The sequence below is a fragment of the Gelidibacter sp. genome (assembly GCF_053579655.1).
Map to the genome: position 1 here is coordinate 24,397 of NZ_JBMDWE010000008.1, position 12,946 is coordinate 37,342.

The window sequence follows — 12,946 nt, forward strand, 5'->3', positions numbered from 1 at the left end:
AACGTTATGAAATTAACCTTAAAAATATGGCGTCAAAAAAACGCTGACACCAAAGGAAAAATAGTCGATTATCCAATTGATGGTATTGAAGGCGATATGTCTTTCCTCGAAATGTTGGACATTTTAAACGAAGAGCTCATCAACAAAGGTGAAGAGCCAGTAGCATTTGACCATGACTGTCGTGAAGGCATTTGCGGTACCTGCTCACTTTTTATCAATGGCGAAGCACACGGACCTGATACGGGCATCACGACTTGTCAATTGCACATGCGTATGTTTAAAGATGGAGACACTATTTATATTGAACCATTTAGAGCCAATGCATTTCCTGTCATCAAAGACTTGGTAGTGGATAGAAGTTCCTTTGATCGTATTCAGCATGCAGGTGGATTTATTTCAGTAAACACTTCTGGAAACACCATCGACGCTAACACTATTCCAATTAACAAACACGATGCCGATGCAGCGTTTGAAGCAGCAACCTGTATTGGTTGTGGTGCGTGTGTGGCGAGTTGTAAAAACTCTTCGGCCATGTTATTTGTAGCTGCCAAAGTCTCTCAATTTGCCTTATTACCTCAAGGAAAAATTGAAGCAACAGACCGTGTTTTAAATATGGTGAAACAAATGGACGACGAAGGATTTGGTAACTGTACCAATACAGGAGCTTGCGAAGTAGAATGTCCTAAAGGCATCACGCTTGAAAGCATTGCACGTATGAACCGTGAGTATTTGTCAGCCAGTCTAAAAGGCTAACAAATCCCATAATAAAATCTTAAATCCCAAGTGAAAACTTGGGATTTTTTGTTTCTTTGAATTTCAAATTAAGAAAATGAACACCCCAAACACATACTACCAACAACATCTAGACAGCTATCAAGTAGAAGTATCAGCACTTTACAAAAGAATGACGCTCCTTAGCATTCTTCGGCTTTTAGTATTTCTATTCACGGCATTTGGTATTTATATGACCTATACCAATTGGCAAATTTCAGTTGCAATTGCTGTTATCGGTATCGGTGTTTTTATAGTGCTACTTACAAAATACACCAATATTAAAGCCGAACGACGGTTAAAATTGGCCTTAGTAGCTATCAACCAAACAGAATTAGAGATTTCTGATGGAAATTTTCACAATCGCCCTGACGGATTAGCATTTCAAGATCCAATGCATTATTACAGCCTGGATATCGATTTATTTGGTCGGGGCTCCTTTTTTCAATTCATTAATAGAACTTCTATTCATGAAGGTTCTCAAAAATTAGCCGATGCCTTAAAGGCCAATAATGTCAACGACATTGTACAACGCCAAGAAGCCATCCAAGAACTCGCTTCCAATCCCGAATGGCGCCAATTATATTCCGCCACGGCCAGTTTAATCAAGGCAGAAACCTCAGCAAGCACCATTATTAATTGGCTAAAGAATAACAAGTCGTTTTTACCAAAAATCATGACCTGGTTACCTTACGCTTTTTTGGGTGGAACTGTAATTATATTTTCCTTCTTCTTTCTTGACCTCTTGAGTGCTGGATTTTTAGGCTATTGGCTTTTATTGGGCTTAGTCATTACCGGAGCCTATTTAAAAAAAATCAACGACTTATCAACGCATACCGATAAGGTCAAACAAACCTTTAAACAATACGCTTTACTGCTGGACCAAATTGAAAAACAGAAGTTCTCTTCCACATTGTTAACCGCCAAACAAAAACAGATTCAATCAGAATCGGCACAAGCATCCGTCATCTTTGGGAAATTATCCAAAAGTTTAGATGCTTTAGATAACCGAAACAATCTTATTTCTGCCATCTTCGGAAATGGCTATTTCTTAACCGATTTAAAAAACAGCTATAAAGTTGAGCAGTGGATCAAAGCCTATGGACATAAAGTAGAAGACTGGTTTGAAGTCGTTTCTTTTTTCGATGCGTACAATAGTCTAGGAAATTATGCTTTTAATCATCCACATTATGTCTTTCCAAAAATCACGGATGACAAAGACGTTATCAAAGCAAAAGATTTAGGACATCCATTGTTAAAAGTAGCCAAGCGCGTAGATAACGATTTAACCATCGAGAATGAACAATTCTTTATTGTTACAGGCGCTAATATGGCTGGTAAAAGTACATTCTTAAGAACGGTGTCGCTACATATTGTTATGGCCAATGTTGGCCTGCCGGTTTGTGCAGCATCAAGTGCCTACAATCCCGTAAAACTGATTACAAGCATGCGCACGAGCGATTCTCTTACGGATGATAGTTCTTATTTCTTTTCGGAATTGACACGCTTAAAATTCATCGTAGATGCGATTCAAAAAGAATCCTACTTTATCATCTTGGACGAAATCCTAAAAGGCACAAATAGTACAGACAAAGCCATAGGATCGCGCAAATTTGTAGAAAAACTAGTGGCTTCCCACGCCACCGGAATCATCGCCACTCACGATTTAAGTTTGTGTGAGATTGAAAACGAACTTGAAGAAGTAAAAAACTATTACTTTGATGCCGAAATCATCAATGACGAACTCTATTTTGATTATACCTTCAAAACCGGCGTTTGCAAAAATATGAACGCAAGCTTTTTATTAAAGAAAATGCAGATTATTTAGATGAACAAGACCTGACAGGTTTTGAAAACCTGTCAGGTCTGAAAAGCCTCCAAACAAAAAACCCTCTCTGTTGCCAGAAAGGGTTTCTATCTATTAAAAGAATCTGTAAAAATTAAACGTCAAACGGTTCAATTGATACATAAGACTTATTGTCTTTTTTCTTTGTGAATTTCACTAGACCATCAACTTGTGCATGCAAAGTGTGATCTTTTCCACCATACACATTTTCACCTGGGTGATGTGTATTGCCTCTTTGTCTTACGATGATATTTCCCGCAACAGCAGCTTGTCCACCAAAAATCTTCACACCAAGGCGTTTCGATTCTGAGTCTCTACCGTTTTTAGAACTACCTACTCCTTTTTTATGAGCCATTGTCTTAAGGTTTTATATTGTTATACTTTAATGGATTGAAATTATCTTTCAATTCCACCGTCCAATTTGTCTTGATAAACTTTCAACTCATCCCACTTACCATCTGCAGCCAATTTAGCTTGTTTTGGCCAAGTATCGGTTACGATGTGTGCCAAATTTGAGCTTGCCTCACTTAGGATAGTGCTTAAATCTTCAGATTTCATAGCTGCTACTTTAGCAAATGTATCAACACCTGCTGCAACTAATGCTTCAGCCGCTTTAGGACCTGCACCTTCGATTTTTTTCAAATCGTCAGCTTTTGCTGCCGATTTTTTTGGAGCTGCTTTTACTGGAGCCGCTTTTTCAGCTTTAGCTGGTTTAGCTTTTTCAGTTTTTTCTGCTTTTTTTCCTCCTGAAGCAACAATGCTTTCAATTACGATTTCAGTAAGAGCTTGACGGTGTCCGTTTTTCACACGGTAACCTTTACGTCTTTTCTTCTTGAAAACGATAACTTTATCACCTTTAAGGTGACTTAAGACTTTTGCTCCTACAAGAGCTCCGTCTATAGCTGGGGCGCCTAAAGTAATAGAATCACCATCAGCAATTAAAAGAACATTATCGAAAGACACTGTCTTTCCTTCTTCTGTTGCTAAACGGTGAACAAACACTTTCTGGTCTTTTTCAACTTTGAATTGTTGCCCTGCTATCTCTACAATTGCGTACATAGCGTAACGTTTAAATTAGTTAATTTTTATTATAAAATGGGTGCAAATATACACCTAAATAATTAAACTACAAACGTTTTTCGCCTAGAGAATTGAATAATTCTATAAAAATAAAATAACATTTAGCTTAAAGAATAAAAATGCTCTACCTCTCTCTTTTTCTCGAAGACGAATTCTAGAGAGGTTTTTTATTAAAATTAAGATTTTATTCTTCCCTCAGAACTGATTTTTTGAAGTATTAATTTCTATATATGGGACCAATGACTTCTCCACAATATGGGAAAAACAGATCATGGTTATTTCAGTGTTCTCTATTAAAGTATTTATTTAATCGCGCAACCAAATTGGTTTTTTTTTGATCAAGCTCTTCAAAAGGTTCATCCAATATCAATAAAGGTGACTATTTAATCAATGCTCTAACAATCAACACCAATCGCTGTTATATTTGGAGATTGGTATAGACTCTGGAATTATTGAAATCTCTAAGGAACTGTAATTCAAATAGCCTTTTTTATTTATAAAGGGCAAAAGCACTTCTTCCCGACTTGACAATTGAATTATGGAAATAGACCTTGACAACTCCGTAAGCTGCTTTGACAACTCTTTTCGTCATCGCTAATCTAAATGATCAAAGGGATATCAGAAATGATATAGTCTGGTTTTTGTTCTAAACAATATTCCAATAACAATTTTCGACGTTCGCCAGAAGAAAAGGTATGCAATGATCGGTTTTCAGCTTTGGAAATTTCAAGACTAGCCGGTGCTCCTTTTCTATACATTGAGCAATGGTCAAATCAGAAAACAGAACGTCGTTATAGTTATTTAAAACGACTAAGGCCCCATGACGCTCGCTGGATAGATTAGTGTTTATAAAAGCTTTTTTATTGACCGAATTGGATAATAAAATTCCAAAATGTACAAGATTTTGCTTCAAAGTTCTGGGTTTGATCTACAAATAAATGATAATTATCTACAACTTAGCTTTTGGATTATTATCAATTAAATGCTCTTGTTGGCCAATATGATCGCTTTTCTTAAAAATTTGCATGAAAGTCAGGGTCAATATTGCAGTTGATGAAAGCCCCTCCATTATGATAATAAGAATCAAAAGAGGACCACCTTGATCGCCACTGTTAAACCAATGTTTAATTATATTATGGGCAAATTCCTTATCCAGATGGAACATATAAATAGCCATAAAAAGCGTGAAACATCCTGTAGCAATAAACCCAGTGAGCAGTCCTGTTTTAAAACCATCCACATACGTAAAATCGGCATTGTACTTATCTTTATAAGTTTTTATTGCAAAATAAATCCCCGCGGCCATAAACAGTCCATTGGCTACTCGAAACCAAATACTAGTATGTAAATTAAATAATCTTAAAATTAAAAAATAGGCAATTAAACAACCGGTAATAATAAGCCCATATTTTAATGCTACTGACAAGGATCGGTTCATGATTTTTGCTTTTTAAACTGTTCGACACTTAAAATTCGTGAAAAAATTTCGATTATTAACATTTTTAGAGGTTGTTTATGAAGATTTTAGCTAAATAGTATAATCATTTCTTATTTTTGTCAGTATTTGTAACATATACATCTATACCACTACTAATAATAAATATTAATTAATTCCTAAAATAACACATAATGAAAAAATGCTTATTCTCTCTGGCTGCTTTGTTGCTTTTTGGCAATTTTGCCAATGCGCAAAAGGTCGAATTTGAAGAATTTGATTTAGACAACGGCTTACATGTCATTCTTCATCAAGACAATTCAGCTCCCGTAGTAATTACCTCAGTTATGTATGACGTCGGTGGAAAAGATTATGAACCTTCCAGAACAGGTTTTGCTCACTTTTTTGAACATCTTTTATTTGAGGGCACCCAAAATATTGGTCGTGGCGAATGGTTTACTGTTGTTTCTTCAAATGGAGGCACCAACAACGCCAACACGTCTCAAGACAGAACTTATTATTACGAAATTTTCCCTTCCAACAGTTTAGAGCTAGGATTATGGATGGAATCTGAGCGTTTAATGCACCCCATCATTAATCAAATAGGCGTCGATACTCAAAATGAGGTCGTGAAGGAAGAAAAAAGATTACGTATGGACAACGCACCTTATGGCGGATTTCTTTCTGCAATTGGAGAGAACTTATTCAAAGTGCATCCTTACAAAGAAAAACTCATTGGTGAAATGGAAGACTTGGATGCTGCTACTTTAGAAGAATTCAACGCTTACTTTAAAAAATATTATGTACCAAGTAATGCGGTGTTAGTCGTTGCGGGCGACATTGATAAAGCAAAGACCAAGAAAATGGTCAAAGATTATTTTGGCCCGATCCCAAGAGGAGAGAATCCAGTTAGAAACTTCCCTAAAGAAACGCCTATCACTCAAACCATTAAGGCCAAAGCTTATGATAATAACATTCAAATCCCTGCAATTATCGCGGCTTACCGTACGCCAGGATTTAAAGAACGCGAATCGTATGTTTTGGATATGATCTCTAGCTACTTAAGCGGCGGAAAAAGTTCTGTACTCTACAAAAAACTTGTAGATGAGAAAAAAATGGCACTTCAGGCACAGGCTATTAATCTTGGACAAATGGATTATAGTGTATTTGCAATTTTAGCATTGCCTTTAGGAGATGTAACGTTGGACAGTTTATTGGCTGAAATGGATGTGGAAATCGCAAAACTTCAAACGGACTTAATTTCTGAAAGAGATTACCAAAAACTTAAAAACCAATTTGAAAACCAATATGTCAATTCCAATTCAAGTGTTGAAGGTATTGCTGAGAATTTGGCGACCAACTATTTGCTAAAAGGCGATGTGAACCTTATCAATACTGAAATTGACATCTACCGAACCATCACAAGAGAAGAAATCAGAAATGTTGCCAAAAAATATTTAAGTCCAAATCAACGTCTTGAGCTGGAGTATCTTCCAAATAAGGATAACCAATAATAAAAATTTAAAAAAACAGTATATCATATGAAAACTTATATATCAGCGTTCTTAATGGTGTTTTTTCTGGCTTTTTCTGCACAAGCACAAATTGACCGTTCTAAACAACCACAACCTGGACCTGCTCCAAAAATCGATTTAAAATCGCCACAGGAATTTACCCTTAAAAATGGGATGAAAGTGATGGTTGTTGAAAACCATAAACTGCCAAGAGTTTCTTTTAGCTTAACCATCGATAACAAACCATCAACAGAAGGCGCTAAAGCTGGGGTTTCAAGTTTGGTTGGCTCAATGATGGGCAATGGAACAACATCGATCTCAAAAGAGAAATTTAATGATGAAATTGATTTCTTGGGCGCACGCTTAAGCTTCAATTCGTCCGGGGCTTATGCGAGTTCACTCATTCAATATTCGGAGAGAATATTAGAACTAATGGCTGATGCTGCTATGCACCCGTTATTGGTTGAAGAGGAATTTAACAAGGAAAAAGAAAGACTCATTGAAGGTTTAAAATCACAAGAAAAAAGTGTGGATGCCGTAGCTAGTCGCGTAGGAAATGCTTTGTCTTATGGCGTTCATCATCCTTATGGCGAATTTGTATCTACCGAAACTGTTAATAACGTCACTTTTGCAGATGTCACCGCTTTTTACGAAAAGAGCTTCAATCCGAACAATGCTTATTTAGTTGTTGTGGGTGATGTTAATTTCAAAAAGATCAAATCTCAAATCGAGAAACGTTTCGGAAACTGGAAAAAATCAATAGAAATCCAAACGACTGTTCCTGAAGCTAATCCAAATGCACAATACACACAAATAAACTTTGTGGACATGCCTAATGCTGTACAGTCTAACATTTCATTGACAAACAACGTCACTTTGAAAATGAGTGATCCAGATTACCACGCCATTTTGATTGCCAATAGCATTTTAGGAGGCGGTTTCAGCAGCTACCTTAATATGAACCTACGTGAAAAACACGCTTATACTTACGGTGCAGGCTCTAGAGTGGGTGCCGACAAATATGTGTCGCGTTTTTCTGCTGGTGCTGCAGTAAGAAACATGGTTACAGACAGTGCGGTAGTTCAATCATTGAAAGAAATCAACCGTATAAAATTAGAACCTGTAAGTGACGACGATCTTAAAAATGCAAAGGCCAAATATGTAGGCGACTTCGTATTGGCTTTGGAAAACCCTCAAACTGTGGCACGTTATGCTTTAAACATCAAGTTAAATAACTTGCCAAAAGATTTTTACGAAACTTATTTGCAGAAAATAAATGCAGTGACTGCTGCCGATGTGAATCGTGTGGCTAACAAGTATTTTAAACCAGAGAACGCACGTATTGTCGTAGTTGGTAAAGGTGCTGATGTTTTAGAGAATCTAGAAAAAACAGGGATTCCAATCTTGTATTTTGATACGTTCGCAAACCCGGTAGCGAAACCTGAATTTTCAAAACCAATCCCTGCTGGCGTTACGACTCAAACCGTAATGGATGCTTACTTTAAGGCCGTTGGAGGCAAAGACAAAGCAAAAACTGTAAAAACAGTTTGGACTACTGCAAACGTAACTATTGAAGGCATGCCTTTTTCTCCTATAGGTGAGTTGAAAGCGATGGCACCAAACAAAACCTCTATGGAAATGTCTATCGAAGGCATGGGCGTGGTCATGAAGCAAAAATTCAATGGCACTGCGGGTTACATCGAACAACAAGGGGCAAAACAACCTCTTTCAGAAGAGCAGGTTGCAGACCAAAAAGCAGAAAACTCAATTTTTCCTGAATTGGAATATGACCCATCGTTTTTAACTTTAGAAAGCATTACCAGCATTGATGGTAGTGATGTTTACAAAGTAAAAGTAACTGCAGTTGGAGATGATTCTTACCGTTATTATGACGTCAAATCAGGACTTTTAGTAAGAATTGAAAAAACAGCGAAAATGCAAGGACAATTGTTTACAACTATTCAGGATTTCGGAAATTACTCCCCGGTGAATGATATTTTGTTTCCATATAGTATGTCAGTGACTACTGGACCACAAATCATTAAAATGAACGTGACCAACGTGAAAGTTAATAATGGTGTGACTGAAGCTGATTTCAACTAAGAAGTCAATGAGTATAATAAATTAAAGTCTGAAGCATAAAACTTCAGACTTTTTTTATGCCTCACTTTTATGCGATAAAAACACGCCTACTAAGATGATGACAGCAGCAAGTCCTTGCATGGCATTAAAACTTTCGCCGTCCAACAACCCCCAAACTATGGCTACCAAAGGAATTAAATAAGTCACAGAGGATGAAAATGCCGGGGTTGAAATCTGAATAAGCTTATAATACAACACCTTTAACAATGCAGTGCCAAACACAGCAAGAATAGCAACATAAAAAATAGCCATCTTGAAATCGGGGTGTGCATAGGTCCTTTCCGTAAAGAATTCTGACCAATACAGTACCAACAATGCCGGAATAAAAATAGTCATATAATTGCCTATGACGATATACACAGGTTTCACATCCTGAAGATAGCGCTTAATGATATTAACATTGGCAGCATACATTACTGTGGAGAGTATTACAAACAATATGTATACATAGTTTTGACTGGGATGAAGTTCTGCGCCCTTAAAAATGAGTAATGAGGTACCTATAAATCCGACAATGACTCCCGCAACCTGGCGTCTGGTAGAAGCGATTCCAAAAATCGCAAATCCCAACAACACCGTATTTAAGGGCATTAAAGAGTTAATAATCGAAACCACCGAACTGTCTATTTGAGTTTCTGCAAGTGCTAGAAAAAAAGCAGGGAAAAAAGAACCTATAAATCCAGACACCAATAGCCACTTCCACTGAGCCTTTTCTATATGTAGAATTGCCTTATAGCCAAAAACAAATAGAAACAAGGTTGTTAAAACAATTCGCAACGCTCCCAATTGATAAGGCCCCATCCCCATCAATCCTTTTTTCATCAATATAAAAGTGCTGCCCCAAACGAAGGCAAGCGCTATCAGATAAAACCATTTCACTGGTATTCCTTTCATCTTTTAAGTCTCGTCAGGTTTTAATATATATTCTGCGTGCAAACAACGTGAATATTTCTTAATTTTGTTATTTACCACTATTTAAATAATCGATAACTCAATTGGAGTTTTAACTATCTTAAGTTATGAAATGAGCATGATAAAAATTTGGCCACAAACACGAAAGAAGATTTGCGAATTCCATATAACCGTTAAAAAACAATAAATATCTACATATGAAAACATTAAAGACTTTGGCCCTGCTTACAACCCTGGCATTATTTTCAGTGAGCTGTAAAGACAGTGCACAACCAGAAATAAAAACAGTTGAAATGGCCCAACCAACAACTGTTTCAGAAAAACAAATGGATCCTAATGCGACCTACGCAAAAGCTGAATTTGCAATTGAAGGAATGACCTGCCAAATGGGTTGCGCCAAAACTATTGAAAAGAAAATAGCCAAAATGGAAGGCGTAAAATCAGCTGTCGTTGATTTTGACAGACGTTTAGCCATGGTGGAATATGACAACGCCAAAGTAACACCAATCGCTCTTGAAGAGGCTGTAGAATCAATTGGAGACGCCTACAGTGTTAAGGACATGAAAACCGTTGATGCATTTTCTCAAGATTAGCAAGATCAACGAGATTGTAGTAAAGATTAACTCTTTAAATATCCATAAAAAAGCCACTATTTAGTCAATAGTGGCTTTTTTATAATACAAATCCCAAGGATCCTCTCTTTGAAACTGCTTAAATCCTACTTGACTTTGAATTACTTTGGCCAGGCCGTGAAGGGATGTATTATTAATTGAGAATTGTAGTACTTTGATTGACCTGTAACTTCCACACCCAACCAATCCGGCTTCTTAAAAACTTCGGACACATTCTTAAGCTCAACTTCAGCGACAATCAGTCCGTCGTTGTCTCCAAAAAATTCGTCAACCTCAAAGACGTGATCTCCACATTTAATCTCGTGCCGTATCTTATCGATCAAGCCTTTTTCACATAACTTCAAAAGCGCTTCCGCATCGGATTTAGAGATTTGCTTTTCCCATTCAAAACGTGACAATCCATCTTCAGAAGGTTTGCCTTTTACGGTCAAGAATCCGTCGTTGTCTCTTAGTCTGATTCTTACAATCCTGTCTATATCAGAATTCAAAAAACCCTGAACAATCCGTGTTTTTTTAAAAGCTTCAGATTTAAAAGCGTCAGATAACACTAAAAACTTACGTTCTATTTCAATTAATTCACTCACCTAATTCCTGTATTTTTTTTGATTTTATGCGTTCTAAATTATACGTGTTATTTGCCAACCACACCATACATTTGGCAATCGTTTCTGGATGAATGGGAAGATAGCGTTTCAAGTCTCCAATATGTAAAATGGGTTTAAAAACAGTCATAAGGAAGTTAAGAAAGGATTCGCCAAATCTAAATTCCTCACGATTACCTGTGATTAATGACGGCTGTAAAATATGGGTATTCGGAATCTGTTGCTCTAATACCGCAGCTTCCATTTTACCTTTAACTCTATTGTAAAAAACCTTACTCTTCTTTTTAGCTCCCAAAGCCGAAATAACTATAAATGTATCAATCCCATTTGCCTTACACAACTTTGCCGCAGCAACAGGAATACCATAGTCGATCTTCAAATAAATCTCCTTATCTGAGGTTTTAGCCTTTGTCGTTCCAATGCAACAGTATACTTCATCGGCCTTAAATTTACTGGCATAATGTTCCAATTCAAATAAATCAATAATATATTCTTCTAATTTAGGATGTTTGATATTGCAACTATTTCTGCCAAAAACAATAATATCACTGTATCGCAGATCGTCCAAAAGCATTTTCAACAAAATGTTTCCAGTAAGTCCGGTTGCGCCCAAAACGATCGCTGATTTTGCCATATTTTTTAGATTTTGTTCCGTTAAGATGTCATAAATTTACGGCATGCCAAACGATTTACCAATAAGAAAGATCATTCATGTAGATATGGATGCGTTTTACGCATCTGTGGAACAAATGGACCATCCTGAACTTAAAGGTAAACCACTTGCCGTGGGCGGAAGTGAATTACGCGGTGTTGTGGCTGCGGCAAGTTACGAAGCGCGAAAATTTGGAGTGCGCAGTGCGATGAGCGGTATGCAGGCCAAACGCAATTGTCCCGAATTGATTTTTGTTCCTCCACGTTTTGATCGGTATAAGGAAATCTCTAATAAAATCCGATCCATTTTTTTAGATTATACGGATTTGGTAGAACCACTTTCGTTGGATGAAGCGTACTTGGATGTCACTGTGAACAAAAAAGGAAATCACAGCGCTTCCTTAATTGCTCAAGAAATCAGAGAACGTATTTTCAAAGAAGTTGGGTTGACCGCTTCCGCAGGGATATCGGTTAATAAATTTGTAGCGAAAATTGCCAGCGATTATAACAAGCCCAACGGTCAAAAGACGATTAATCCAGAAGAAGTTTTAGGGTTTATGCAGACATTGGATATCCGAAAATTTCATGGCGTAGGAAAGGTCACGGCAGATAAAATGTACCAATTGGGGATATTTCTGGGAAGCGATTTGAAATCAAAAACCTTGGACTATCTTGAAGAGCATTTTGGGAAATCAGGCAGCTATTATTACCAGCTTGTTAGAGGCATCCACAATAGTGCGGTTAAGCCTAACCGCATCCGGAAATCATTGGCTGCCGAGCGCACCTTCAATGAAAATCTATCCAGCGAAATCTTTATGCTCGAAAAGTTAGAAAAAATCGCCAAAGAAGTCGCAAAACGCTTGGAACAAAGTAAAGTTTCGGGAAAAACAGTGACTTTAAAAATAAAGTATAGCGATTTCACGCTACAAACCAGAAGTAAAACTTTGCCTTATTTTGTCAGTAATAAAGATATTATTCTTGAAACTGCGAAAGATTTGCTATACCAAGAAAAGATGAACAATTCTGTAAGATTATTGGGTATTTCATTATCTAATTTGAATACTGAAGACCCAAAATCAAAGTCGAAACTTCAACCAGAAAAAAGTGTGAATGTCCAATTAAAATTTTCTTTTTAAAGCGCAAACTGTATTTAAATGTAATGGCGTTGTATTCAGAACCACTATCCCCACTATAATCTTTAAGATCCATTTGCTAATCCGCGACTTTATAAGCCGAACAATTGTCTCAAAGGTTGAAACTTCAAAAACTCATCTCACTGGTAATTTCTGCAATAAATCAAAAACAAAAAACCTCAAAGCCATTGAAAGACTATGAGGTTTGTATATTTAAAAGCTAAATGC

13 protein-coding genes are annotated in these 12,946 nt (G+C 36.9%); 6 read left to right on the forward strand and 7 right to left on the reverse strand.

Annotated features, from left to right (window positions below):
- Positions 1-6 precede the first annotated feature (6 nt).
- Entirely contained in the window at positions 7-753 is a 747-nt protein-coding gene (locus ACOH2D_RS05930) for a succinate dehydrogenase/fumarate reductase iron-sulfur subunit (protein ID WP_449534679.1), read from the forward strand.
- 76 nt (positions 754-829) lie between these two features.
- Entirely contained in the window at positions 830-2,599 is a 1,770-nt protein-coding gene (locus ACOH2D_RS05935) for a MutS-related protein (RefSeq protein ID WP_449534680.1), read from the forward strand.
- Between the two features lie 112 nt (positions 2,600-2,711).
- Here ACOH2D_RS05935 and rpmA read toward each other — a convergent pair whose 3' ends face one another.
- The 4 genes from rpmA to ACOH2D_RS05955 form a co-directional block, all read right to left on the reverse strand.
- The gene (gene rpmA, locus ACOH2D_RS05940; protein ID WP_348038874.1) at positions 2,712-2,972 is read right to left on the reverse strand and encodes a 50S ribosomal protein L27; all 261 of its coding nucleotides are present in this window, start codon (positions 2,970-2,972) and stop codon (positions 2,712-2,714) included.
- A gap of 41 nt (positions 2,973-3,013) precedes the next feature.
- A complete protein-coding gene (gene rplU / locus ACOH2D_RS05945; protein WP_348038876.1) occupies positions 3,014-3,676 on the reverse strand; it encodes a 50S ribosomal protein L21 in 663 nt (220 codons plus the stop codon).
- A 620-nt stretch (positions 3,677-4,296) separates the two neighbouring features.
- Positions 4,297-4,455, reverse strand: coding sequence for a P-loop NTPase family protein (locus ACOH2D_RS05950; protein WP_449534681.1), 159 nt, complete (start codon positions 4,453-4,455; stop codon positions 4,297-4,299).
- A gap of 191 nt (positions 4,456-4,646) precedes the next feature.
- Positions 4,647-5,135 carry a DUF4199 domain-containing protein gene (locus ACOH2D_RS05955; RefSeq protein ID WP_348038880.1) on the reverse strand — a complete coding sequence of 163 codons (489 nt, stop codon included), beginning with the start codon at positions 5,133-5,135 and terminating at the stop codon, positions 4,647-4,649.
- Positions 5,136-5,326: 191 nt separating this feature from the next.
- Here ACOH2D_RS05955 and ACOH2D_RS05960 point away from each other — a divergent pair, with 191 nt between their 5' ends.
- Both ACOH2D_RS05960 and ACOH2D_RS05965 read left to right on the forward strand, forming a co-directional pair.
- A complete protein-coding gene (locus tag ACOH2D_RS05960) occupies positions 5,327-6,646 on the forward strand; it encodes a M16 family metallopeptidase (RefSeq protein ID WP_449534682.1) in 1,320 nt (439 codons plus the stop codon).
- Between the two features lie 27 nt (positions 6,647-6,673).
- A complete protein-coding gene (locus ACOH2D_RS05965) occupies positions 6,674-8,749 on the forward strand; it encodes a M16 family metallopeptidase (protein WP_449534683.1) in 2,076 nt (691 codons plus the stop codon).
- A 54-nt stretch (positions 8,750-8,803) separates the two neighbouring features.
- Here the strand turns inward: ACOH2D_RS05965 and ACOH2D_RS05970 are convergent, their stop codons facing one another.
- Positions 8,804-9,682: a DMT family transporter gene (locus ACOH2D_RS05970; protein WP_348038889.1), complete on the reverse strand. Its 879-nt coding sequence runs from the start codon at positions 9,680-9,682 to the stop codon at positions 8,804-8,806.
- Between the two features lie 215 nt (positions 9,683-9,897).
- Here ACOH2D_RS05970 and ACOH2D_RS05975 point away from each other — a divergent pair, with 215 nt between their 5' ends.
- A complete protein-coding gene (locus ACOH2D_RS05975; protein ID WP_348038891.1) occupies positions 9,898-10,293 on the forward strand; it encodes a heavy-metal-associated domain-containing protein in 396 nt (131 codons plus the stop codon).
- A 140-nt stretch (positions 10,294-10,433) separates the two neighbouring features.
- On the opposite strand, the gene ACOH2D_RS05980 is transcribed toward ACOH2D_RS05975, so the two are convergent.
- Entirely contained in the window at positions 10,434-10,916 is a 483-nt protein-coding gene (locus ACOH2D_RS05980; protein ID WP_348038893.1) for a CYTH domain-containing protein, read from the reverse strand.
- Complete coding sequence (locus ACOH2D_RS05985; RefSeq protein ID WP_348038895.1) at positions 10,909-11,568, reverse strand: NAD(P)H-binding protein; 660 nt, start codon at positions 11,566-11,568, stop codon at positions 10,909-10,911. Before ACOH2D_RS05985 ends, ACOH2D_RS05980 begins: the two co-directional genes overlap by 8 nt.
- A 43-nt stretch (positions 11,569-11,611) precedes the next feature.
- On the opposite strand from ACOH2D_RS05985, the gene dinB reads away from it, so the two are divergent.
- Complete coding sequence (gene dinB / locus ACOH2D_RS05990; protein ID WP_449534684.1) at positions 11,612-12,721, forward strand: DNA polymerase IV; 1,110 nt, start codon at positions 11,612-11,614, stop codon at positions 12,719-12,721.
- Positions 12,722-12,946 lie beyond the last annotated feature (225 nt).